At 54.1% G+C, this 19,832-nt stretch carries 28 protein-coding genes; 12 read left to right on the top strand and 16 right to left on the bottom strand.

Annotation, left to right across the window (positions count from 1 at the left end):
- Nucleotides 1-267 precede the first annotated feature (267 nt).
- Nucleotides 268-1,161, top strand: a complete 894-nt coding sequence (locus HFD94_RS08715; protein ID WP_010246903.1) for a LysR family transcriptional regulator — start codon at nucleotides 268-270, stop codon at nucleotides 1,159-1,161.
- A gap of 20 nt (nucleotides 1,162-1,181) precedes the next feature.
- Here HFD94_RS08715 and HFD94_RS08710 read toward each other — a convergent pair whose 3' ends face one another.
- The 4 genes from HFD94_RS08710 to HFD94_RS08695 are packed head-to-tail and all read right to left on the bottom strand — an operon-like array spanning nucleotide 1,182 to nucleotide 4,586.
- A complete protein-coding gene (locus HFD94_RS08710) occupies nucleotides 1,182-2,021 on the bottom strand; it encodes a metal ABC transporter permease (protein WP_122889499.1) in 840 nt (279 codons plus the stop codon).
- A complete protein-coding gene (sitC, locus tag HFD94_RS08705) occupies nucleotides 2,021-2,881 on the bottom strand; it encodes an iron/manganese ABC transporter permease subunit SitC (RefSeq protein ID WP_010246899.1) in 861 nt (286 codons plus the stop codon). Before sitC ends, HFD94_RS08710 begins: the two co-directional genes overlap by 1 nt.
- 2 nt (nucleotides 2,882-2,883) lie before the next feature.
- The gene (locus tag HFD94_RS08700; RefSeq protein ID WP_033760777.1) at nucleotides 2,884-3,699 is read right to left on the bottom strand and encodes a manganese/iron ABC transporter ATP-binding protein; all 816 of its coding nucleotides are present in this window, start codon (nucleotides 3,697-3,699) and stop codon (nucleotides 2,884-2,886) included.
- Nucleotides 3,696-4,586 (bottom strand): metal ABC transporter substrate-binding protein, encoded by an 891-nt coding sequence (locus tag HFD94_RS08695; protein WP_370516265.1) that lies wholly within the window; start codon nucleotides 4,584-4,586, stop codon nucleotides 3,696-3,698. Before HFD94_RS08695 ends, HFD94_RS08700 begins: the two co-directional genes overlap by 4 nt.
- A gap of 482 nt (nucleotides 4,587-5,068) precedes the next feature.
- On the opposite strand from HFD94_RS08695, the gene HFD94_RS08690 reads away from it, so the two are divergent.
- The 4 genes from HFD94_RS08690 (at nucleotide 5,069) to HFD94_RS08675 (ending at nucleotide 6,739) form a co-directional block, all read left to right on the top strand.
- Entirely contained in the window at nucleotides 5,069-5,362 is a 294-nt protein-coding gene (locus HFD94_RS08690) for a hypothetical protein (protein WP_010246892.1), read from the top strand.
- A 247-nt stretch (nucleotides 5,363-5,609) separates the two neighbouring features.
- Nucleotides 5,610-5,855, top strand: coding sequence for a regulatory protein YcgZ (ycgZ, locus tag HFD94_RS08685; protein WP_122889500.1), 246 nt, complete (start codon nucleotides 5,610-5,612; stop codon nucleotides 5,853-5,855).
- A 174-nt stretch (nucleotides 5,856-6,029) separates the two neighbouring features.
- Nucleotides 6,030-6,323 (top strand): hypothetical protein, encoded by a 294-nt coding sequence (locus tag HFD94_RS08680; RefSeq protein WP_010246889.1) that lies wholly within the window; start codon nucleotides 6,030-6,032, stop codon nucleotides 6,321-6,323.
- A 161-nt stretch (nucleotides 6,324-6,484) separates the two neighbouring features.
- The gene (locus HFD94_RS08675) at nucleotides 6,485-6,739 is read left to right on the top strand and encodes a biofilm/acid-resistance regulator YmgB/AriR (RefSeq protein WP_010246887.1); all 255 of its coding nucleotides are present in this window, start codon (nucleotides 6,485-6,487) and stop codon (nucleotides 6,737-6,739) included.
- 475 nt (nucleotides 6,740-7,214) lie between these two features.
- Here the strand turns inward: HFD94_RS08675 and HFD94_RS08670 are convergent, their stop codons facing one another.
- Nucleotides 7,215-7,409 (bottom strand): hypothetical protein, encoded by a 195-nt coding sequence (locus tag HFD94_RS08670; RefSeq protein ID WP_010246886.1) that lies wholly within the window; start codon nucleotides 7,407-7,409, stop codon nucleotides 7,215-7,217.
- Nucleotides 7,410-7,833: 424 nt separating this feature from the next.
- On the opposite strand from HFD94_RS08670, the gene HFD94_RS08665 reads away from it, so the two are divergent.
- Nucleotides 7,834-8,850, top strand: a complete 1,017-nt coding sequence (locus HFD94_RS08665) for a substrate-binding domain-containing protein (protein WP_167433025.1) — start codon at nucleotides 7,834-7,836, stop codon at nucleotides 8,848-8,850.
- Between the two features lie 116 nt (nucleotides 8,851-8,966).
- The gene (locus HFD94_RS08660) at nucleotides 8,967-9,362 is read left to right on the top strand and encodes a cupin domain-containing protein (RefSeq protein WP_010246880.1); all 396 of its coding nucleotides are present in this window, start codon (nucleotides 8,967-8,969) and stop codon (nucleotides 9,360-9,362) included.
- A 20-nt stretch (nucleotides 9,363-9,382) separates the two neighbouring features.
- Here HFD94_RS08660 and HFD94_RS08655 read toward each other — a convergent pair whose 3' ends face one another.
- Nucleotides 9,383-10,267 carry a LysR family transcriptional regulator gene (locus tag HFD94_RS08655; protein ID WP_122889502.1) on the bottom strand — a complete coding sequence of 295 codons (885 nt, stop codon included), beginning with the start codon at nucleotides 10,265-10,267 and terminating at the stop codon, nucleotides 9,383-9,385.
- Nucleotides 10,268-10,366: 99 nt separating this feature from the next.
- On the opposite strand from HFD94_RS08655, the gene HFD94_RS08650 reads away from it, so the two are divergent.
- The gene (locus HFD94_RS08650) at nucleotides 10,367-11,092 is read left to right on the top strand and encodes an SDR family oxidoreductase (RefSeq protein WP_033787178.1); all 726 of its coding nucleotides are present in this window, start codon (nucleotides 10,367-10,369) and stop codon (nucleotides 11,090-11,092) included.
- A gap of 46 nt (nucleotides 11,093-11,138) precedes the next feature.
- Here HFD94_RS08650 and HFD94_RS08645 read toward each other — a convergent pair whose 3' ends face one another.
- From HFD94_RS08645 to HFD94_RS08630, 4 genes are all read right to left on the bottom strand, one after another.
- Nucleotides 11,139-11,879 carry a YoaK family protein gene (locus HFD94_RS08645; protein ID WP_029519590.1) on the bottom strand — a complete coding sequence of 247 codons (741 nt, stop codon included), beginning with the start codon at nucleotides 11,877-11,879 and terminating at the stop codon, nucleotides 11,139-11,141.
- 211 nt (nucleotides 11,880-12,090) lie between these two features.
- Nucleotides 12,091-12,420 (bottom strand): DHCW motif cupin fold protein, encoded by a 330-nt coding sequence (locus tag HFD94_RS08640; RefSeq protein WP_010670565.1) that lies wholly within the window; start codon nucleotides 12,418-12,420, stop codon nucleotides 12,091-12,093.
- Between the two features lie 33 nt (nucleotides 12,421-12,453).
- Nucleotides 12,454-13,146 (bottom strand): aspartate/glutamate racemase family protein, encoded by a 693-nt coding sequence (locus tag HFD94_RS08635; protein WP_167433024.1) that lies wholly within the window; start codon nucleotides 13,144-13,146, stop codon nucleotides 12,454-12,456.
- 67 nt (nucleotides 13,147-13,213) lie between these two features.
- Entirely contained in the window at nucleotides 13,214-14,371 is a 1,158-nt protein-coding gene (locus HFD94_RS08630; RefSeq protein WP_031292447.1) for an MFS transporter, read from the bottom strand.
- A gap of 137 nt (nucleotides 14,372-14,508) precedes the next feature.
- Between HFD94_RS08630 and HFD94_RS08625 the strand changes: the two genes are divergently transcribed.
- Nucleotides 14,509-15,015 carry a MarR family winged helix-turn-helix transcriptional regulator gene (locus HFD94_RS08625; RefSeq protein ID WP_010670568.1) on the top strand — a complete coding sequence of 169 codons (507 nt, stop codon included), beginning with the start codon at nucleotides 14,509-14,511 and terminating at the stop codon, nucleotides 15,013-15,015.
- A gap of 5 nt (nucleotides 15,016-15,020) precedes the next feature.
- Here HFD94_RS08625 and HFD94_RS08620 read toward each other — a convergent pair whose 3' ends face one another.
- Nucleotides 15,021-15,623 carry a helix-turn-helix domain-containing protein gene (locus HFD94_RS08620; protein WP_167433023.1) on the bottom strand — a complete coding sequence of 201 codons (603 nt, stop codon included), beginning with the start codon at nucleotides 15,621-15,623 and terminating at the stop codon, nucleotides 15,021-15,023.
- A gap of 43 nt (nucleotides 15,624-15,666) precedes the next feature.
- Between HFD94_RS08620 and HFD94_RS08615 the strand changes: the two genes are divergently transcribed.
- Both HFD94_RS08615 and HFD94_RS08610 read left to right on the top strand, forming a co-directional pair.
- Nucleotides 15,667-16,362: a B3/4 domain-containing protein gene (locus tag HFD94_RS08615; protein ID WP_167433022.1), complete on the top strand. Its 696-nt coding sequence runs from the start codon at nucleotides 15,667-15,669 to the stop codon at nucleotides 16,360-16,362.
- Between the two features lie 115 nt (nucleotides 16,363-16,477).
- On the top strand, nucleotides 16,478-16,798 hold the full coding sequence (locus tag HFD94_RS08610) for a hypothetical protein (RefSeq protein ID WP_158149794.1): 321 nt from the start codon (nucleotides 16,478-16,480) through the stop codon (nucleotides 16,796-16,798).
- Between the two features lie 294 nt (nucleotides 16,799-17,092).
- On the opposite strand, the gene HFD94_RS08605 is transcribed toward HFD94_RS08610, so the two are convergent.
- Together HFD94_RS08605 and HFD94_RS08600 are read right to left on the bottom strand one after the other, a co-directional pair.
- Nucleotides 17,093-17,431 carry a type II toxin-antitoxin system RelE/ParE family toxin gene (locus tag HFD94_RS08605; RefSeq protein ID WP_010246865.1) on the bottom strand — a complete coding sequence of 113 codons (339 nt, stop codon included), beginning with the start codon at nucleotides 17,429-17,431 and terminating at the stop codon, nucleotides 17,093-17,095.
- Between the two features lie 14 nt (nucleotides 17,432-17,445).
- On the bottom strand, nucleotides 17,446-17,721 hold the full coding sequence (locus HFD94_RS08600) for a hypothetical protein (RefSeq protein ID WP_010246864.1): 276 nt from the start codon (nucleotides 17,719-17,721) through the stop codon (nucleotides 17,446-17,448).
- Nucleotides 17,722-18,171: 450 nt separating this feature from the next.
- On the opposite strand from HFD94_RS08600, the gene HFD94_RS08595 reads away from it, so the two are divergent.
- Nucleotides 18,172-18,549: a RidA family protein gene (locus tag HFD94_RS08595; RefSeq protein WP_029519589.1), complete on the top strand. Its 378-nt coding sequence runs from the start codon at nucleotides 18,172-18,174 to the stop codon at nucleotides 18,547-18,549.
- Nucleotides 18,550-18,574: 25 nt separating this feature from the next.
- Here HFD94_RS08595 and HFD94_RS08590 read toward each other — a convergent pair whose 3' ends face one another.
- The 3 genes from HFD94_RS08590 to HFD94_RS08580 are packed head-to-tail and all read right to left on the bottom strand — an operon-like array spanning nucleotide 18,575 to nucleotide 19,793.
- Nucleotides 18,575-19,102 carry a DUF4865 family protein gene (locus tag HFD94_RS08590; protein ID WP_010246862.1) on the bottom strand — a complete coding sequence of 176 codons (528 nt, stop codon included), beginning with the start codon at nucleotides 19,100-19,102 and terminating at the stop codon, nucleotides 18,575-18,577.
- Entirely contained in the window at nucleotides 19,099-19,488 is a 390-nt protein-coding gene (locus HFD94_RS08585; protein ID WP_045139977.1) for a tautomerase family protein, read from the bottom strand. The genes HFD94_RS08590 and HFD94_RS08585 overlap by 4 nt, the downstream gene beginning before the upstream one ends.
- Nucleotides 19,488-19,793: a carboxymuconolactone decarboxylase family protein gene (locus HFD94_RS08580; protein ID WP_010246860.1), complete on the bottom strand. Its 306-nt coding sequence runs from the start codon at nucleotides 19,791-19,793 to the stop codon at nucleotides 19,488-19,490. Before HFD94_RS08580 ends, HFD94_RS08585 begins: the two co-directional genes overlap by 1 nt.
- Nucleotides 19,794-19,832 lie beyond the last annotated feature (39 nt).

The following is a 19,832-nucleotide window of genomic DNA, read 5'->3' as shown; positions in this document are numbered from 1 at the left end:
TATCTGAATGACGGAGCGAGGTTGAATCGGGATAAATATGTGTTCATACAACGCTCATCTAAATGATTTTATTAATTTTATTTAAAAAAGCTTTTATAGCCGTCGTTCATAGGGTTTATCTGTCCGCCTCATTAATCCTGCCGCGAAATGTGTAACCCTGAAAGGCAATTTCGGGTCTGATAGCAGGTCGGGTAGCGAAGCCGTAGTTAACGTCGATAAATCGGCCTGTCCCGACCGGGATAACCGATCAAACAGGTCAGAGGGCCTATGCTGAAAGAAAATTTTAACGATCTAATCTATCTGGTGGTGGTAGCAGAAGAGCGCAGCTTCACCCGGGCAGCGGCGAAGCTGGGTGTGTCGCAGTCGGCACTGAGCCACGCGATTCGCGCTCTGGAAGAGCGTCTTAGCGTCCGGTTGCTGACGCGCACTACTCGCAGCGTTGCCCCGACAGAAGCCGGTGAACGGCTGATCACTACCCTCGCCCCGCTGTTCAGCGAGATTGAGTCTGAACTGGTCAATGTCACTGACAGTCAGGGTAAAATCTCCGGCAACATTCGTATCACCGCAGGCGAACATGCGCTCACCTCTACACTCTGGCCGCTGCTCAGGCCCTTTCTTCAGCAATACCCCGATGTCCATGTTGAAGTGTCGGTGGATAACAGTCTGACCGATATTGTCAGCGGCCGTTTCGATGCAGGCGTGCGACTGGGTGAGCAGGTCGAAAAGGATATGGTGGCGGTACGCATCGGGCCGGACTGGAATATGTGCGTGGTGGCAGCCAGCAGCTATTTTGATCAGCACGGCAGACCTGAGACGCCCTATGATTTACAGCATCATAACTGCATCAACCTGCGGCTGCCGACGCTGGGTGGCCTCTATAACTGGGAGTTTATGCGTGATGGCAAGGAGATCAGGGTCAAAACGCAGGGTCAGTTAATTTTTAATCATCTCGCGTCGCGCATTGATGCCGCACTGAGCGGGATGGGGATCTGCTATGTGCCGCAGGATAGCGTTGCGGAACACCTTAAAAGTGGCCGTCTGGTTCAGGTTTTGGCTGACTGGTGTGAGCCTTTTCCGGGTTATTATCTTTACTATCCCAGCCGCAGACAGCACACCAGCGCCTTTACACGTTTGATTGATGCGGTGCGCTATCGCGGTTGAGAGACAGCCGCGATAGCCAGTCAGCTGGCATTAAGCCGCTGACGTTCAAGCTGTCGCGTTTTGCGGCCTGAAATCACCATCGCCACGATAAACACCAGTGCAAACAGCACCACGATCGTGGGTGCTGGCGCGCTGTCGATAAAGAACGAGAGATAGACCCCACTCAGCGACACCAGCACCGACACCACGACCGCCACCAGCAGCGCATGTGAAAAGCGGCGGGTAAGCAGAATTGCGATAGCACCGGGTGCAATCAGCAGGGAAATCGACAGGATAATTCCTACTGCTTTCAGCGTCGCCACAATGGTCAGCGAGACCATGCAGAGCAGCCCATAATGCAGCCAGCGTGCGGGTAAGCCAGAGACCTGTGCCTGCTGCGGATCAAAACTGAACAGCATAAAATCACGCCATTTCACCGCAATAACCCCAACGATCACCGCTGCGATAAGCGAGGTCTGAATTATGTCAGCGCCCGTAATGCCGAGCATGTCACCAAACAGAATGTGATCAAGATGCACCTCCGGTTTCACGGCGATATAGAGGATTAATCCCACCGCGAACATGCCGGAAAAGACGATTCCCAGCACCGTATCCTGCTTGATGCGACTGTTGTCCTGCAGAAATCCACTGGCAACGGCACAGAACAGACCGGCGACAAACGCGCCCACCGCCAGCGGCAGCCCGGCCATCCAGGCGAGGACGATGCCAGGGAATACCGCATGGCTCATGGCATCGCCCATCAGCGCCCAGCCTTTCAGTACCAGAAAGACCGACAGCAGCGCACAGGGGACCGCCACCACCAGCGCAATCAGCAACGCGCTGTTCATAAAAGCGAACTGGAAAGGTTCAAAGATCGACATCAGCCAGGCTCCTTTTCGGGACGATGGCGGCCGCGACGCCGGTTAGCAAGCAAGCCATGTTTGGGCGCAAAAACAAACGCCAGCAGGAACAGCAACGTCTGCGCCACCACGATGATGCCGCCCGTTGCGCCATCCAGGTAGTAACTCGCCCACGCACCTAGAAAACTGGTGATACTGCCAATCGCTACGGCAATCATCAGCAGACGCGGGAAGCGGTCGGTGAGCATCCAGGCCGTCGCGCCTGGCGTCACCACCAGACAGATCACCAGAAATGCACCGACGGTTTGCAGCGCCGCCACGGTTGAGACTGCCAGCAGGGTAAAGAAGAGGACTTTCAGTCGTTCAGGACGCAGTCCGATAGCGCGCGCGTGATTCTCATCAAAGAAGGTGACCATCAGATCCTTCCACTTAAACAGCAGAATGATGATCGACAGCCCGCCAATCAGCGCCAGCTGAAGTATATCTGCGGGCGCAATCGCCAGAATATTGCCGAGCACAATGGTCTGAATGTTTACCGCGGTCGGATTGAGCGACACCATAAACAGACCCAGACCAAAGAAGGAGGAGAAGATCAGGCCGATGATTGCATCTTCTTTTAAGCGGGTGCGCTGATTGAGTAACAGCATACTGCCCGCCGCCAGCCCACCAGAGAGAAACGCGCCTAGCGCAAAGGGCAGTCCCAGCATGTAAGCACCCGCTACGCCCGGCACGATGGAGTGCGACAGCGCATCGCCAATCAGCGACCAGCCTTTGAGCATCAGGTAGCAGGAGAGAAACGCACACAGGCCGCCGACCATGGCGGAGACCCACATCGCGTTGAGCATGTAGTGATAACCAAAAGGCTCCAGTAACAGTTCCATGGTCAGTTTCCGTCTTCAGGTGCCGTACGTGGCGCAATAAAAGGCCGCTCATCGTCGGTGATAATCTGATCGTCCAGCCCTTTCACCATTACATGACGCAGCACCCCACTGAACGCGCGCTCAAGGTTGGCGGCGGTAAAGGTGGTGCGGGTCGGGCCGCTGGCCAGAATGGTGCCTTTGACCATCACGGTGTAATCGCAGAACTCCGTGACCGATCCCAGATTATGCGTTGAGACCAGCATGGTCTTGCCTTCATCGCGCAGCTCACCCAGCAGGCTGATGATTCTGGCCTCAGTCTGAACGTCCACGCCGGTAAATGGCTCATCCAGCAGGATAACGCTGCCCTGCTGGGCAATGGCGCGCGCCAGAAATACCCTTTTCTTCTGTCCGCCGGAGAGTTCACCGATTTGACGATGGCGGTAATCCAGCATATCGACCCGCGCCAGCGCATCACTGACAATCTGCTGGTCGTGCGGTTTCGGTCGACGCAGCAGGCCCATATGACCATAGCGACCCATCATTACCACATCTTCCACCAGCACCGGGAAAGACCAGTCCACCTCTTCCGACTGCGGCACATACGCGACCAGACTCTGACGCAGCGCCTGACGGGTTGGCATGCCGAGCACTGAGATGCTGCCGCTGGCGAGCCGGACAAAGCCCATCAGCGCTTTGAACAGGGTTGACTTGCCTGAGCCATTGACGCCCACCAGCGCCGCAATCGATCCGCCCGGCACGCTGAAGCTGGCATCATGCAACGCGGTGTGACCGTTGCGATAGGTCACGGTGACATCCGAAACAACGATGGTGTCTGTCATTGCGCTTTCTCTCCCGCTTTAATGCCCTGCGCCAGCGTCTCCGTGGTGACTCTGAGCAGATCCAGATAGGTCGGCACCGGTCCCTGAGCGTTGCTTAATGAGTCAACGTAAAGCACCCCACCGTAATGCGCACCCGTTTCCCGCGCGACCTGGCGGGCTGGCTTATCCGACACGGTGCTTTCACTGAACACCGCTGGAATAGCATTTTTCTTCACCTGGTCGATCACTTTTCTCACCTGTTGCGGCGTGCCTTGCTGATCAGCATTTACAGGCCACAGGTAGAGTTCTTTCATGCCCAGGTCGCGAGCCAGATAGGAGAATGCGCCTTCGCTGGTCACCATCCAGCGTTTATCCTCCGGGATGTCGGCAATCTGCTGGCGAAGCGGATCCAGCGCTGCGGTGATTTTTTGCTTATAGGCGGCTGCGTTCTGACGATAGGTCTCCGCATGCGCCGGGTCATATTTCACCAGCGCATCACGGATATTATCGACATAGATCAGCGCATTGTCCGGAGACATCCAGGCGTGCGGATTCGGTTTACCGTTATAAGGCCCCTCGCCAATACCGATCGGTTTTACCCCGGCAGAGACAATCACTTCCGGCACCCCATCCAGATGCTGATAAAAACGCTCAAACCAGCGTTCGAGATTAAGCCCGTTCGCCATGATTAACTGCGCACCCTGCGCACGTTTGATATCGCCGGGCGTCGGCTGATATTCGTGTATTTCAGCACCCGGTTTGGTAATGGAAGTAACTTCGGCCGCATCGCCCGCCACGTTTTTCACCATGTCAGCGATGACCGTAAACGTCGTCACTACCTTAAATTTTTCTGCTGCATAGCTGCTTGTCGCCATCAGGGTTGTCAGTAGCGCACTCAGTAGCATCATGGTTATTTTTCTTTTCGGGACCATAGGGCGATCTCCAGAGGTGATTAAAAACAGAACATAATTAGCATAGGCTATTTTTTATAGCACAGGCTATACCTTTGTAACAGCGAAGGGTTGTGAAGTTTCTTCAGCGTCCGGGCCCGAATGTGAAGTTTTGTAAGCGAATCGCTTTACTTGTTGATATATAGACATTTAATTTCAATGATGGGAAGTTTATGGAAAGCGTGATGTATAGCTATAACCGGGTTTTACGCCTTTCTCATCTGTGGTTGAGTAAACCGCAGGAACGATAACAGGATTACAAAAAGCCCATCCTGACGGCGCAATTTACCGAAAAGCGTTCTGACACCTGGCGGCACTCACATGACACGCATAGCAGACCGACAATTAAAATAATCTTATTGATAGGCTGAATTGATTAAGCTTCGTAAATTTTTTTGCTACAGTTAATGTTACTTACCGCAATCACCCAGGAGGATAATTTGTATTTTTCCAGCGACGAAAAAGCGAATGTCATCATTGGCGAAGCCGCAATGAACCTGTTTAATGCCGGTCAGGAAGTGAATGTTGAACTGCTGATTAATGAACTAAGGGTCATGGCTGACTCTGAAGTTAATGAGACTCGCCTTGAGCAGATGCAGCATGCGCTTCAATGGCTGATGGGGTTCAAAACCATCGGTTCCCGCAGCACCGCCCCGGCGACCTGGCTTGCCAAAACCACTGGCAAAGAGCCCGCTGCTCCCGTCTCTGCCGATGACATCTTCTTTAAACACTAATCCATGTATGCCTTTCCTCTCCGGCCTTAATATTCAGGTCGGAGCGTCGGTGGGGTGTGAATGATACAAGAATCTGGTACAATTTTTACCTCGCCACAAACTCCTCGTAACACCCTGTTTTAAAAGCCTTAGCACTTTTTGCACAAAAAAATTAATCCCAAAAATCCAAAATTCTGTACAAGTTTTGCAAAGATGTATAACTTGCGCATCCAGAGTGCATACATTTAAACCACCTGAGGACAACAACATGCGTCAGAACGGACAAGCCCCGGAAACGATCAGCGATATTGCCCGTTACTTCAATCAGGCCAGCTCACCGTCGCAACAGGAGACGCTGGGTGCGGTTGTGGTGGAAATTCTGCGCGCAGGTCACAGCCTTAGTCGGAAAACGATTTGCAGTAAACTGCTGAGCCGCCTTGAACTGGCTGCCACGCCAGAAGAAGAGAGTCATCTGCATGAACTCATTGCGATGCTTTTTCGTCGCGAAGATTAATGCCCTCTCACGGTCGTGTATGTTAATCAGGACGCCTGTTTCAGCCATCATCCAGGAAGATCTACCCTAGCAATAAAGCCCAGTACTGCTTCCCGTATCGGGTGCGCCAGGTCGCACCCGCTGACGCATACGGACCCGCAGCATGGCCATTGATTCGCAATCAGAGAAGCCAGTATGTACAGAAGTGAAGATGAGAAACTGACAGATGTTATGATCGGCGAAGCCGTTCTGACATTACTCAAGTCAGACAAACCGGTATCCAGCAATGCCTTAATCGCACAGCTCGAACTGATGGCTGCTGATGCTGACGACGACGTGAAAGTGTCAGTCATTCGAAAAGCCATCACCGAAGTCCGTAATGGTATGGTTGCCGCGCGCAAACGCGTGCAGGGCGACGGTGCCGAACGTGATAACACGGCTCATCGTATGAACAGTGATGGCCCGCCTGAGGGTTCGAAAAAGCACTGATTGAGCGTACTGCGTACCTGATACATGCGGCTAATTTTAAGCGAAGCAGCAGACCTGAACAGAATTTTTAAGGCGGGCTGGGCAAAACGAAAACTGCGTCTACACTCGTTTTTGACTTCAACCATTGCATCTGACTCATTTTCCTCAGAGAAAGAAAAATCATGCAGCATTCATCATCAGATTCTTCAATCATTGACTACTTCCGTAGCGCAGGCGATCAGCTTGCTCCGGAAACTGAACTGCTGGGCGCAGTGATTCGTGACATTGTTGCTGATCAGGGACGTGTAACCAATAAAGCGATCATCCTCTATCTGATCGCGGAACTGGAATGCACTTCAGATGTTGTCAGGCTGGATGTGTTACGCAAAACGCTGGAAATCGTGGTTGGCCGCACGCCAGACGATACCGGCATCTGATACGCCATTCTGCGTTACCTCTGGTAACGCAGGATACTCTTCCCCCTCGCCCGCTTTTGTTTCCTTCCCTCACTTTCGCTGTATACCCGATATGCCACACCAAAACGATAAGATATAAAAATTCTTTTGCGGTTTAATGATGTGGCAGGCAATTTATCCCGACGATAACGCTTTTTTGCAATCATGCCAGATGATGATCATTCAGGCTTAATAAGACCTGCCAATGAAAAGGCGAACTTCTTTATCAGAAATTTGCCACCCCTAATGAATAATCAACAGAAAGATCTGACTGACATTTTTTAATGCGGTCATCAACCGTCTCGCTGAATAAAAAAGAAACGACCGACTCACAGTAAAATCCCTTTTAAAGGCTGCGAGCAATATGCAAAGCCTCTTATGCTCGCCGATGTCAAAGGTAGCAGGGACGCTATCATGACACAGGCCGGGGCAACGCCCGGCATCAGGCCTGGCAACCTTAATGCATCTTCCGGGTGAAAAAGCTTATCGCTTCCTGACACAATGCTTTCAGCCTGCTGTCACGCGTCTCTTCGCTCAGGCGAAACAGCGCGTCCGTAATGTCGTGGAAATGAACCGGCTCTCCCGCCTTGATCAAATCACTGACTACCGCACCAACCAGCGCACGGATTTCATTATCGTTGTCGTACTTCACACGACCTCCCGATGGTGTATGCATATACAGTCTATCATTAGCGGGAGCCAAAAAACAAAAAAGCCGTCAAGCGGGAAATATAAGCGAAGCGGCAAAAAGGTTATTAACTATACAACCTCAGAATATTATCTTGATTTATTTTCACCCCATGCAGCCCTGAAGCTATAAATAGCCAAAACGTGGTAGCAACCGCTGTAATCTATTTATGCCCATGTATATTGAGAGTTGGATAGTTATATATCGCGGAAACAGACTTTTGGCTGAATGTGTTATAAACACTTTTACGACTCACTGTTTGTTGCGATAACCTGCGGGGCAGCTTTCCCGGCCTGATATGTGCTGACCAGCCTTTCACAAATGATCATCTGACAATGGCCAGCAGTATGATAAAACTATCGTCATCCTCTGGTGTCACGAGCAGCACATGGCTAAATTTACCCTGAAACAGATTGCTGCCCAGTCGGGACTCAGTCTGGCGACCATCGACCGGGCCCTGCATCAGCGCGGCAACGTGCATGCCACGACCCAGCACCGAATCCAGCAGGCGATAGCGGACCTGGAACTGATGCAAAAAGCGGGACTCGCCAGGGGAAGAACGAACTATTTCGACGTCATCATGCATACACCTGACCGCTTTCAGCCACTGATACGTGAGGCGTTCAGCAGTCAGATTGCCAGTTTTACTGCCTTTAAACTTCAGCTGCGTTTCCACTTCGGCGCGAATTTGACTGCGGAGGCGATTAACGCGCTGCTGAATAAAAAAGCGTTGCATAGTCACGGCGTCATTCTTAAGGCAGCCTGTTCTGGTGAACTTCATCCCACCCTTGAATCACTGCTGAAACAACGCGTTCCGGTGGTCACCATGATGAGTGACCTGCCCGGCAGCGCGCGCCTGCGCTATATCGGCATGGATAATTTTGATGCCGGTAAAGTGGCGGCTTTTCTGATGTCAAAATGGCTGCGGGTGAGTCGTTCACATATTGTGGCTGTGACCGGCAGTCACGATTTCATTGGCGAACAGGAGAGAATTCAGGGGTTTCAGCGAGCAATGCAGGAGTTTGCGCCCCAGCATCAGGTGAGCGTGGTGGCAGGCGGTTATGGCATTGACGCCCGGATGCAGCAGTCGGTGACACAGTTCTTGCAGAGCCATCCGGATGCAGATGCGGTCTACACAGTCGGTGGCGGTAATCCCGGCATACTGCGCGCTTTTGCCGAACAAAAGCGGACGGTTAACGCTTTTATTGGTCACGATCTCGATCGTGAGAATCGTGCACTGCTGCAGGCCGGTAAAATTGATGCATTAATCGAGCATAATTTACAGCTTGATGCGCTGCACGCCTTCAGAACGCTGCTGGCGTTTCATGGATTTTTGCCCGCCTCAGAACCGCCCGCGCCCTACTCTAAAATCAACATCATCACCCGTTACAACATGACAGCCTGAAAAACTGTCAGGCAATTAATGAGCCCGGCTCATAACCGTTTGCCGACTGAGCGGGCTAATCACGCTCCGGCTTGCCGGTTACACTGTGCATGACACGTTAACAACAGGAGTGAGTAATGAAAATTATCGCCAACGGATCGCTGCCTTCGCGTAAAGGACCTGCTGAATATTTTACCGGCACGGTTCGGATTGATGCACCATTCCAGGCAACCGAACCCGCCCGCGTGGGTGGCGCAACGGTGACTTTTGAACCCGGTGCCCGTACCGCATGGCATACCCATCCACTCGGGCAAACCCTGATCGTCACGCATGGCCAGGGCTGGATTCAGTGTGAGGGTGAAGCCATTCAGGTGATGAACACCGGTGATATCGTCTGGATCCCGGAAAATGTGAAGCACTGGCACGGTGCAACGCCGGATAACGCCATGACGCATATTGCTATCGCTGAGTCACTGAACGGCTCGCCGGTTGACTGGCTGGAGCAGGTCAGCGATCAGCAATATCAGCGCTAAATCAGGCGCGTATTCTGTCGCTAGAGTCTGACGTGATCGATCAGCGCCCTCAGCTTGGGGGCCAGATTTTTGCGGCTGGGAAAATAGAGATAGAAGCCGGCAAAGGCAGGCAACCATGCATCGAGCAGGGTCACCAGTTCGCCACGTGCGATGTGAGGCTGGAAGGTTTCTTCCATGCCAAAGCTGATGCCGCCCCCGGCGCAGGCGGTGCGAATCATCACCCCCATGTCATTTGTGGTGAGTTGCGGATTGACGGCAACATCAAACTCGCGTCCCTGCTCTGCGAACTCCCAGCGATAAGGGGCCAGACCAGGCCCTTTTCGCCAGCCGATGCAGCGATGATTGACCAGATCCTGAGGATGTTGCGGCGTGCCTGCGCGAGCCAGATAGGCGGGTGACGCCACCGCCACCTGACGCTGCGCATTGGATACCGGCACCGCAATCATATCCTGAGCAATCACCTCCCCCAGCCGCACACCCGCGTCATAGCCCTGCCCGACAATATCAAACTCCTCATCGGTGACGGTGATATCCAGCTCAACCTGCGGGTAAGCGGTAATAAAGCTCGCCAGTAATTTCCCCCCCAACATCCGCTCAGCAATCGAGGAGATCGCCAGCCGCAGCTGGCCCCGAGGTTCCGCAGCCAGTTCGGCAATATCGGTCACGGCGCGATTGAGCTGGTTGATCGCCGGTGCCACTTCGGCATAGAGCCGCTGTCCGGCTTCGGTCAGCTGAACCGATCGTGTGGTGCGCTGCATCAGCGTGATGTTAAGCCGGTCTTCCAGACGCCGCAGACTCTGGCTGATCGCCGGACGCGTAACACCCAATTGTTCTGCGGCCAGCCGGAAATTTCGCGTCTGCGCCACAATCACAAAAACTTCGAGAGCATTTTTATCGGCATTCATTGGTCAGATTGAGTTACCAGTGCGTAAAGCGTTCGGTGGATTATCTTTATAATCCAGTCGCCGTATGATCGCCAGTGACAACCTGACTGGAGAAACAAAATGACTCAGAAAGTGATTTTAATTACCGGCGCCTCAAGCGGCATCGGTGCAGGCATTGCACGTGAACTGGCGAAAACAGATGCCATTCTGCTGCTGGGTGCGCGGCGGGAAAGCCGCCTGGCCGCGCTGGCTGAAGAGCTGCAGTTCAATGGTGCAGAGGTGGCGATCAAAGCGCTTGATGTAACGCGCCGCGAAGAGGTGACGCAGTTTGTTGAGTATGCGCTGGAGAGATGGGGCCGGGTGGATGTAATGATCAATAACGCCGGTATTATGCCCTTGTCTCCGATGGCATCGCTGCGGGTGGAAGAGTGGGATCAGATGATCGATGTAAACATCAAAGGGGTGCTGTATGGCATTGCGTCAGTGTTGCCGACCATGCTGGCCCACCAGCGCGGTCACATCATCAACGTCGCGTCGATAGGGGCGCTGGCCGTGTCGCCCACCGCGGCCGTCTACTGCGCCACCAAGTTTGCGGTGCGGGCGATTTCCGACGGATTACGGCAGGAGAACAGTCAGCTGCGGGTGACCTGTGTTCATCCCGGTGTGGTGGAGAGCGAGCTGGCATCAACCATTACCGATCCGGCAGCCGCCGAGGCGATGCAGCACTATCGCGCTATCGCGTTGCAGCCGGACGCCATTGGGCGCGCCGTGCGCTATGCCATTGAACAGCCTGAAGAGGTGGATGTGAACGAAATCGTGGTGCGGCCAACCCGAACGCAGCAGTAAGCAACCCGCCCGATGCGCTGTGAGCATCGGGCGGGCGGTTTTACTGTCAGTAGAGGCTTCTGCGGGTACGCTGCACGGTGATAGCGATGGCCGTCAGTGCCACCAGCATCAGAAATATCCCCAGTCCAACCATGGCGTTAAAGCCATAGACTTTGAACAGCAGCAGACCGGCAATACAGCCGCTCAGGAATGAAAACACGGTAGTCAGATGGGTGTGCAGAACCTTCTGGAAAAAGCGACGATCGTCGGTTTCAAGATGCACGGCGTGGGACGTGTGGGCAAAGATCCACGACCCCAGCGCAATACCCGCATCGGTCAGCGTGCCGGTAATGTGGGTCGATCTGACGCGGCCATTGGAGAGCTGCGTCGATGTCGCATTATGAATCCCCATTAAAAAGCCCAGCATTAACAGCACTTCCCCGTTAAAGCTTGGCCGGTAGAACACGATCTCAAAGATTGATGCCGCCGTCAGTGCCGCCCCTTCCGCCAGAATGATCAGACAGAATATGGTGCGTAACTTATGTCTGATCCCCACTACCACCGCCAGCCGGGCAACGGTACAGCCCAGCACAAAGGCAATAATCAGTGCCATCAAAAACAGCATGGTATGGAGGTCGCTGGTGGTCACTTCCTGGGAGATTTGCGAGGTGTTACCCGTCATATGCGATGGAAAAAATCCAAACGCGCCCAGCGCCATGGCATTAAGGATGCCGGCGGTAGTGGCAAGCACCAGCGCCAGCAGTCGATCTTCGGTATGCGAACGAACTTTCTTCTTTTTTATCAGCACAGGCTTCCCCACCTCAGGTGAATGCAAAACGTTCTTATAAGGCTTCCAGCATACAGCCTGATGGAAATTATTCCTGTCAGAACCAGATAACTCTGATGAAATAAGCCATTAATTTTGCTGATTTTTATAAAGCTGATTCAGTTTACTTTTAAAAGTGTCAACGACGCGATGATTCACCAGCAGGTGATCACCAGAGAGGCTGATGGTGAACTCAGTCAACGATGAAGAGTTGCGCGCCTGTGGACGTAAAGGAGCGATGTGGTTCAGCATCGTCCGCCACCTGATAGCTGACGCCCGGTGTCAGCACGAAACGGCGACCATCTGCCAGTTCAGTGTGCAACTCACCCGCCATGCACAGCAAAATATGGCCCTTTGTGCACCAGTGATCGGCGACATAGCCTGGTGAATAGTCGACCATCCGCACCCGGATATCATTAAACTTCACGGTTCGCCAGGTCGCCTGTCCCTGGTCGCCGGGATGAATCGTCTCTTCAATCTGATCCCACTGGGTCAGGCCAAACGGCAGATTTTCAATTTTCATGCGATTCCCTCAAGGCTAAGTGCAGGATAAACGTCAGGCCAGCGCCTGGGTAACAGCCTCTTCCGCGTGGATAAGCGTGGTATCAAACAGTGGCACACTGGCATCCGTGGCATCCACCAGCAGTGTGATTTCGGTGCAGCCGAGAATAATGGCCTCCGCCCCCTGCGCAACCAGCTGCTGAATGATCTCACCATAACGGCGACGCGACGCGGGATTGATCTCGCCCAGACAGAGCTCGTGGTAAATCACCTCATGCACAAAAATCCGATCCTCTCTATCAGGCGTGATCACCTCAAGACCAAACTGCTGCTGAAGTCGCCCGCGATAGAAATCCTGTTCCATGGTGAATCGCGTCGCCAGTAATCCGACCTTACGCACCCCGGCCTGCTGAATGCGCCGTCCGGTGGCGTCGGCGATATGCAGCAGCGGGATGCCCGTTGCGGCGCTGATTTGTGCTGCCACTTTATGCATGGTGTTGGTACAGAGTACGATGAACTGCGCGCCAGCCCGTTCCAGATTGCGTGCCGCTTCAGCCAGTATCTCTCCCGCCTGCTGCCACTCGCCCGCGGCCTGTAGCTGCTCAATGCGCTGAAAATCGACGCTATAGAGCACCAGCTCCGCCGAGTGCAGGCCGCCCAGCCGCTGTTTAACCAGCTGATTGAGAATACGGTAATAGAGCGCGGTAGACTCCCACGACATACCGCCTAACAGACCAATGACTTTCACAATGCACTCCGGGTTCAGGGGTTTTATTCCAGCATGCCAGATCGACATTGATCGGCAACGGCTTTGTTCAGTTGATACTGTTCTGAGGTCTGAAGCGTCGGGCAATCACCATTAACAGCACAACGCCAGCGCTCATGATCAGCCAGGCCTGAGTCATTGACGTTCCGCTATCACGCACCCAGCCTGCCAGCAGCGGCATCAGAGCCGCAATCAGATATCCGCCTCCCTGCACGCGCGACAGCAGAATGCCCGCCTCTCTGGCACTGCGCGCATGATCCAGCGTGACAATCAGCGACAGCGGAAAGAGCGCACCGATGCCCGTACCCAGTAACAGTGAAGAGAGTATCGGCATCGTACCCGGGTAAAAGACCAGACTCAGCAGCCCCAGCAGCAACAGGGCCAGCACGCCGAGCAGCAGCGGACGGCGATCGGGAAAGCGATGTAACGTCGCCGAGACGATGAATCCTGCCACCACTTCGGTTAACGTCAGGGCCGCGAGCAGATAGCCACTGTGGCGAGCACTCCAGCCCAGTTGAATATAGAATGGCGGCAGCCAGGCCAGCACTAATGTATAAGCACCCGTGCCAATGCCGAAAAAGAGCATCAGCAACAGGGTACGCCGCACAGGCAGCGTCGCTGCATCAGAGGCCACGCTCACCTGCGGCGATCGTCTGACTAAAGTCAGCCAGATCAGCAGTGTGACCAGCGTTAACCCGCCGGAAAGCGCCAGCGCGGGTTGCAGGCCCAGCCATGAAAACAGCGGGTCAGCACCGGCAGCAGTCAGTGCCGCGCCCGCCATAATGCCCGTGCTGAACAGCGCCATCAGCGTCGCCGCTGCCTCAGCAAAGCGTTGCCGGATCAGAGCGGGCATCAGCGCCTGTATCACGCCAATCCCTGCGCCCCCCGCCAGCGCGGTGAGCAGCAGCTGAGAGGGAGTAAGCGTAACGCCGCGCCACAGGCAGGCGACCGTCAGACAGAGCAAACCGGCGGCGATTCCCTTTACCGGCCCGATGCGGGCGATCAGCCACGGGCCAGAGAGTGCGGCCAGGCCCATCATCGCCACCGGCAACGTGGTCAGCAGACTGAACGTCGTCGACGACAACCCGGCCTGCAGTTGCAACACCGGGAACAGCGGGCCGATAATCGCCAGCATAGGTCGCAGATTCAGCCCGATAAGAAAAGCGATCACGGCTAACAGAATGGGGAACAACACCTTATTTTTCATCATCGACGCCTTAACAGAGGATTGGCGATGACAGCACCGGGCTGCCACCGTTTATCTTAACGTTAAGATAAAATCCCCCCGGTGTTAAGAGGCTGCGCACAACCCGACAACATAACCACAATATTTAAAGGTGATTTATGCATGACCATATTGATTTCGTTGTCAGTCAGTGGGACGACGCGATGCCCGATCTCGACGCCTCTTCAATGCGGATCTTCGGCAGGGTGTTGCGTCTGATGAAACATCTGGCGAAAGCGCGCAGTCAGGCACTGGAGCCTTTTGGTTTTCAGGAGGGAGAATTTGATGTGTTGGCGACATTGCGACGGGCGGGATCGCCTTTTCGCCTGTCGCCCACCCAGCTCTACCAGGCGCTGCTGGTGACGTCCGGTGCGATGACAAATCGTCTGAACCGGCTGGAGCAGCAGCATCTGATTGAGCGTATTGCCGCGCCAGAGGATAAGCGCAGCATGCTGGTCGGGCTGACGCCGCACGGGCAGCAGCAGATTGAGCATGCACTCCGCGTCCATACCGCTACGCAGGAGGCGGTGCTGGCCCCGCTTGGCGCTTCAGAGCGTGCCGAACTGGAAAGGTTGCTGAAAACGCTGCTGCTGGCGTGTCCAGGCGAAGCGACAGCCGCAGAATAGCGCCGTCAGCGCTGCAGTTCGGCCACCGTCATGGTGAAGATAACCGGCAGGTGATCGGCGCTGGCATAGGCATGCGGCATATCGGTTCGCGCTACGGCTGCACAGCCCTGCTGCACCACCAGGGTCTGCTCACCCACCGTTAAGGCGAGCGTGCCCTGCTCGACGTGCAACAGTTCGAGCGTGCCTGAAGAGTGACCGGTTGAACGGAAAGCTTCGCCCGCAAACATCTGCCAGCGCCAGAGCTCGATCATATCCGGCCCACGGGTTCCCGCCAGCAGCTGTGCATAACCGCCCTGCTCACCCTGCCACAGCCGGGGCATTTCGCTGTTCTCAATCAGCCAGGCGTCAGGCGCATGCGCAACGTTGACGATATCTGCCACCGAGACGCCCAACGCGGCAGCCACTTTACAGAGAATGGCGATGCTGGGATTGGCGGCACCCTTTTCGATCTCCACCAGCATGCCTTTACTGACGCCAGCCCGGCGTGATAACTCATCCAGCGAGAGTTTCTGACTTTTACGCCAGCTTTTGATGCTGTCCGAAACAGCCTGATTGACACTGGCGGCATCGGCACCCGCATCGGTCGTTATATTGACTTTTTTGGTCATCGGTCATTACTATGAAATAAATTAGTCACTGAGAGAGTATCCGATGTTATCTGTTCACCCGTCAATCGATCCCGCTGTTTTCGCGCTCGCTCCCGGCTTTCGTGCCATGAGTATTGTGGTGGAAGCCACACCGATTACCCGACCAGACGTTGCCAGCGATGCAATGAAAAGCGCATGCCAGCAGGTGTTAAATGATGATGCGACGTGGGCAGACGCGCATCTCGCCGCCTGGGCTGAGGTATTTAAAGCCTTTGGTGCCAAAGCGAAACGTACACCCTGTTCGGCAGAAGCATTGCGTAAGCGTGTGCTGCGGGATGGCGCATTGCCTGCCATCGATCCGGTTGTCGATCTCTATAACGCCATCAGCATTCGTTATGCGCTGCCGGTCGGGGGTGAAAATATCGCGGCCTATGCTGGCGAGCCACGTCTGGTGATTGCTGACGGCAGTGAACGTTTCGATACCGTTAAAGAGGGCGAGGTGGTTTATGAGTCGCCGGAACCAGGCGAAGTGATCTGGCGCGACGAGCAGGGCGTAACCTGTCGCCGCTGGAACTGGCGTCAGGGTGTAAGAACCCGACTGGATGCCAGTGCGCAGCAGATGTGGTTCATTCTGGAAAGTCTGCCCGCTATGCCGCTCTCCGCGCTGCAACAGGCCAGCGACGATCTGGTTTCGGGATTACAGCAGATGATGCCGGGTGCGCAAATCAGTACGACGCTGATTGAAGCGCCAGCAAACTGAACATTGCCTCAACAGCGGCTGAACAAGGTTAACGGTGAGCGGAAACTGTGGCAGGATACGCGCCCTGCGTCTGGCCATACCCGGCTGACTTAACGGCACTCAACCGGTGACTAAAATGGCTAAAGTAAAATATATCCTGCCCCTGCTGCTGATCCTCGCCCTGGCCGCCTGGTGGTTTATCCCACACGACAGTGAGGAAGATAAGGCGTATTACGTCGCGGTGTTGTGCGCGATTGATCATGATAGTAAGCAGCCCCTCGACCGGCAGATGCAGAACGTCATTGAAGGCGGCAACTCTGATTATGCGCTGCAAAAAATCACTTATAAACCGGGGCTGGGCAGCAGCGTGATTGCTCGCTGGCAGCAACTGACACCTGATGAGCAACAGCGCGCCGTGCAGGATAACCTCGCCTGCCAGCAATTGCTGAAACGCTGATTTCTGACGGGCGTGTTCATATCGTTATTCATATGATTTCGCGCTGGTCATCATTATGGCCGCGCCCGTCCTGGCTTATCCCTACACATCTGAAATTAAAGTGTTTTTTGTCTACGACTAACAGGTAAGCGGGCTTATGAATCCCTGATAACCTGATGCCGGAAGAATATGGGCTGATGGCTGAGAATCCGGAAATCTCAAAAATTGAGTGAAACTAAAACGGGGATGCTGACAGTGGCACTTACGTCCATAAGCTTTCATTATGAAAAAGCCCGCATTAGCGGGCCCTGAGCGTCATTTCAGTATGTTGTATCTGTAGAGCAAATTTCCGAAATCCTGTTTCATGCTAACGAAAAGAAGAATCTGGATAGTATTGTCCACGAAATCGTACAGAACACGATACTCTCCTTCAACATCAAGACGTTCGCGTAACAAAAGCCCGCGCTCTGAAAGATAAGCATTGTAGCGATACCTTTCAGGATCCTGACTGATATTGTCGACTGAATCCATGAGTAGATTATCGACAAATGCAGCCGCTTGCTGCGCCCCAACTGTTCCGCTCTTATAGGACTCAATGTCCTTGAGACACTGTTCAGCCAGAGGCGCGATTACCAGCTGATATTGTTCTGACACTCAAAGCCTCTCTATTATTTTCTTGCGGCACGTAACCTTCCCAGAACGTCTTCAGGGGTCATGCCTTTGCCATCAGCGACTTCCTTTTTAGCTTGCAAGGCCAGCTTGAAAAGGGCGTTTATGTTTCTTTCCTGCTCGATCTCTCTAATCTCAGCCTGACGCTCAGCAGCAGTCTGGATGAAGAGTTCAGAGACGCCGTTTTTTGTTACGTATACTCCTCCTTCGAAGGCGGCAGCATTTCCGAGACTGTCTCTGGCAAGCTTCTGGGACATGGTTTGATTTGAGTTCATACATGATTTCCGATTAGACAGGACGGGTAAAATCAAAGGGATTGCCGGTAGAGCCATCCAGATTTCATCGTTGATTAAAAAATTTCACAGACCGTAAGATTTGAACTGCCCCTCTCTTTTCCGAGGGTCATAGGATGAATATAACCTACGAGTGAAATCGTGTACATATTTATCCACCCTATCCACGTTATTGAATCTGGATGGCAAGGCATCGTCCTGATAGGTTTAAAATCAGAAGGTAGTCATGCTATTCAATGTATTGTATATAGCACGCAACACAGGCCCGGCGTTGATGTCTGAAATCGACTGAAATCGTCAAAAGATCGCCTTAACCACCAGCAATCACCTCTTCTGCCTATTGCCGATTTGTTAACACAACCCGCTATCGACTCTCAGCCTGCTTTAATGCCAGTAGCCTGTATGGTATGAAATCACTTAAAAGAGAAAAATATGACGATGCCAGAACGCAAAAATTACCCGCAACTGGGCGAAGTAAAAGCGCCTTATGTCCACGCAGTGAAGCATGGCGTGACGCTGTATGTCTCTGGGCTGACCGCTTTCGGTACGGCGGCTCAGCAGGGAAATATGGCTGAACAGGCAGAGGCTATTTTTGATCAACTCAGGGCGGTTGCCGCAGCTGAGCATACGTCGCTCGCAGCGCTGCTGAAGGTCACGATATTCATCACCTCTTTCACAGAGATCACCGCGCTGCGGGAAGTGCTTTATCGCAACTACGGCGAGCATCTGCCCGCCAGCTCACTGGTACAGGTCAGCGGACTTTTCTCCACTGACCTGCGCATAGAGATAGAAGCCATTTTTGCCCTGTGAGTAGAAAGCAGCGACATTCCCGATGCTAGAGCTGCAGATCCGCGGCGGCTGCGCCCCGCGCCAGATAACCGATGCGATAGACTTCCTGCTCGCCAGCGGGGCGCTGGTGTGAAGCGTTAACGTCTACTCCCTGCCAGCGGCTCACATCCCAGGCGCTGATCCCTGTTGTTACCGGCAGTGTCGTAAGGTCTGAATGCGGTGGAATCGTCCAGCGGTTCAGCGTTATAAAGCGGGCATCGGCCAGATCCGGCATGTGGGTCAGCCCCTCAAGCGCCAGCCAGCTTTCGATGATCGGCCAGCCAAAATCCCTGACCAGCGTCGCAAAGCCAGGACTTTGCAGGAAACGCTGCATACCACTCGCCTCCCGCCAGAAATAGAGCGGCGCATAACGGTTTTCATTCTGTCCGTCATCATCACGGCAGGTGTAGAGATACGCCTTGGCCACCAGCCCTGGAAAGCCATCAAGCCGGGCTCCGTTCAGACTGATGCGCTGTTCGATGATGCCCATGTCGTAGTCAGCGGGCAGGGTAAAACGGTAGTGCATGATAATCATAACGCCTCCTGTGCCAGCATCCGGCCGCCGCTAAAGCTCCACTCTTCGGTGCTGTTAAACTGAATGATGATCATCACGTCGTCAGGATCGATCGCCATCTCCGCCTGAAGCGTCGTACAGAGTGAATGATAAAACTGCTGCTTCTGTTGTCGGGTTCGCGGTCGGCCTGCTGTCACCTGAAACAGCACGAAATTATCGCTACGCCCGCCGCTGAGATAGTGACGATCAAATACCCGCTGTCCGGCGGGCAGCATCTCAATCACCTGAAAGCAATCATGCTCAGGAACGTCAAATTCCGCGACCAGCGCCTGCTGAAGCAGCGTGGAAATCTGATGCAGAGCCGCCTCGCTGTAGCCCTGACGCAGGGTAATTCGGGTAAAGGGCATCAGTGATTATCCTCCAGATAACCCAGCGCGGTGACGGCGGCGGGCCAGCCTGCGTAAAACGCCAGATGCGTGAAGCTCTCCACCAGCTCATCCTGCGTCAGTCCATTTTGCCGGGCGAAATCGATGTGCCACGGCAGCTGCTGGACCCGCCCCAGCGCGGTTAACGTTGCCAGCGTCAGCAGGCTGCGTTCACGCGGTGACAGCAGTTCGCGCTGCCAGATATCGCCAAACAGCACCTGCTGTGTCAGTTCGGCCAGTTTTGGCGCGCGCTGCGCCAGTGTTTCCCGATCAAGCGATTTTTTCATTGCACACTCCTCAGTGGTGAGACAGAGTGTCACTCAGGC

It is taken from the genome of Pantoea sp. EKM20T (genome assembly GCF_011800485.1).
Taxonomy (GTDB): domain Bacteria; phylum Pseudomonadota; class Gammaproteobacteria; order Enterobacterales; family Enterobacteriaceae; genus Pantoea; species Pantoea agglomerans.
The sequence above is the reverse complement of the archived record's forward strand: the minus strand, read 5'-3'. Positions and strand labels throughout refer to the sequence as shown.

Excerpts from the sequence above, each read along its gene's own strand:
- HFD94_RS08715 (WP_010246903.1), top strand. The coding sequence starts at position 268 with ATGCTGAAAGAAAATTTTAACGATCTAATCTATCTGGTGGTGGTAGCA.
- HFD94_RS08710 (WP_122889499.1), bottom strand. The coding sequence starts at position 2,021 with ATGTCGATCTTTGAACCTTTCCAGTTCGCTTTTATGAACAGCGCGTTG.
- sitC (WP_010246899.1), bottom strand. The coding sequence starts at position 2,881 with ATGGAACTGTTACTGGAGCCTTTTGGTTATCACTACATGCTCAACGCG.
- HFD94_RS08700 (WP_033760777.1), bottom strand. The coding sequence starts at position 3,699 with ATGACAGACACCATCGTTGTTTCGGATGTCACCGTGACCTATCGCAAC.
- HFD94_RS08695 (WP_370516265.1), bottom strand. The coding sequence starts at position 4,586 with ATGATGCTACTGAGTGCGCTACTGACAACCCTGATGGCGACAAGCAGC.
- ycgZ (WP_122889500.1), top strand. The coding sequence starts at position 5,610 with ATGCGTCAGAACGGACAAGCCCCGGAAACGATCAGCGATATTGCCCGT.
- HFD94_RS08680 (WP_010246889.1), top strand. The coding sequence starts at position 6,030 with ATGTACAGAAGTGAAGATGAGAAACTGACAGATGTTATGATCGGCGAA.
- HFD94_RS08675 (WP_010246887.1), top strand. The coding sequence starts at position 6,485 with ATGCAGCATTCATCATCAGATTCTTCAATCATTGACTACTTCCGTAGC.
- HFD94_RS08665 (WP_167433025.1), top strand. The coding sequence starts at position 7,834 with ATGGCTAAATTTACCCTGAAACAGATTGCTGCCCAGTCGGGACTCAGT.
- HFD94_RS08660 (WP_010246880.1), top strand. The coding sequence starts at position 8,967 with ATGAAAATTATCGCCAACGGATCGCTGCCTTCGCGTAAAGGACCTGCT.
- HFD94_RS08655 (WP_122889502.1), bottom strand. The coding sequence starts at position 10,267 with ATGAATGCCGATAAAAATGCTCTCGAAGTTTTTGTGATTGTGGCGCAG.
- HFD94_RS08650 (WP_033787178.1), top strand. The coding sequence starts at position 10,367 with ATGACTCAGAAAGTGATTTTAATTACCGGCGCCTCAAGCGGCATCGGT.
- HFD94_RS08640 (WP_010670565.1), bottom strand. The coding sequence starts at position 12,420 with ATGAAAATTGAAAATCTGCCGTTTGGCCTGACCCAGTGGGATCAGATT.
- HFD94_RS08630 (WP_031292447.1), bottom strand. The coding sequence starts at position 14,371 with ATGAAAAATAAGGTGTTGTTCCCCATTCTGTTAGCCGTGATCGCTTTT.
- HFD94_RS08625 (WP_010670568.1), top strand. The coding sequence starts at position 14,509 with ATGCATGACCATATTGATTTCGTTGTCAGTCAGTGGGACGACGCGATG.
- HFD94_RS08620 (WP_167433023.1), bottom strand. The coding sequence starts at position 15,623 with ATGACCAAAAAAGTCAATATAACGACCGATGCGGGTGCCGATGCCGCC.
- HFD94_RS08615 (WP_167433022.1), top strand. The coding sequence starts at position 15,667 with ATGTTATCTGTTCACCCGTCAATCGATCCCGCTGTTTTCGCGCTCGCT.
- HFD94_RS08610 (WP_158149794.1), top strand. The coding sequence starts at position 16,478 with ATGGCTAAAGTAAAATATATCCTGCCCCTGCTGCTGATCCTCGCCCTG.
- HFD94_RS08600 (WP_010246864.1), bottom strand. The coding sequence starts at position 17,721 with ATGAACTCAAATCAAACCATGTCCCAGAAGCTTGCCAGAGACAGTCTC.
- HFD94_RS08595 (WP_029519589.1), top strand. The coding sequence starts at position 18,172 with ATGACGATGCCAGAACGCAAAAATTACCCGCAACTGGGCGAAGTAAAA.
- HFD94_RS08590 (WP_010246862.1), bottom strand. The coding sequence starts at position 19,102 with ATGATTATCATGCACTACCGTTTTACCCTGCCCGCTGACTACGACATG.
- HFD94_RS08585 (WP_045139977.1), bottom strand. The coding sequence starts at position 19,488 with ATGCCCTTTACCCGAATTACCCTGCGTCAGGGCTACAGCGAGGCGGCT.
- HFD94_RS08580 (WP_010246860.1), bottom strand. The coding sequence starts at position 19,793 with ATGAAAAAATCGCTTGATCGGGAAACACTGGCGCAGCGCGCGCCAAAA.